Origin of the sequence: Pseudomonas sp. OTU5201, assembly GCF_038440135.1 — a bacterium.
GTDB classification, from domain to species: Bacteria; Pseudomonadota; Gammaproteobacteria; order Pseudomonadales; family Pseudomonadaceae; genus Metapseudomonas; species Metapseudomonas resinovorans.
The window spans coordinates 1-429 of sequence record NZ_JASATC010000110.1 but is presented as its reverse complement, the minus strand read 5'-3'; the positions used below and the strand labels follow the sequence as shown (position 1 = coordinate 429).

At 65.3% G+C, this 429-nt stretch carries 1 protein-coding gene; it reads left to right on the top strand.

Annotation, left to right across the window (positions count from 1 at the left end; translation table 11 throughout):
• Positions 1-429: hypothetical protein (locus AAHM40_RS27065; RefSeq protein WP_342247449.1), on the top strand; the 429-nt coding region annotated here is incomplete at both ends.

Here is a 429-nt window from a genome sequence, read left to right as displayed (position 1 = left end):
CCATCACCGGCAGCAACGACATTCCCACCGTCGAGGTCAGCAGCCCGGGTGCCGAGGGCGAGCTGGCCCAGGTCTTCGAGAAGGGCCTGGCGGATGGCAGTAGCGCGGGTGACGGCAGCACGGTCACCACCGGCAGCTTCACCGTCGCCGACTCCGACGGCCTGGCCAACCTGAAGACCCTGAGCGTCGGCAGCCTGACGGTCGACCTGACCACCAGCGGCTTCGCCAGCCTGGTGGGGCAGAGCTTCACTACCGACCATGGCACCGTGCTGATCACTGGTTACAGCAACGGCACTTACAGCTTCAGCTACACGCTCACCCAAGCCACCACCGATGCCGCTGGTCCGGAGACGGACGGCTTCCTTATTAATGTGGGCGATGGCCTGGCCAATGCCTCGGCCACGGTGACCATCGAGATCGTCGACGATC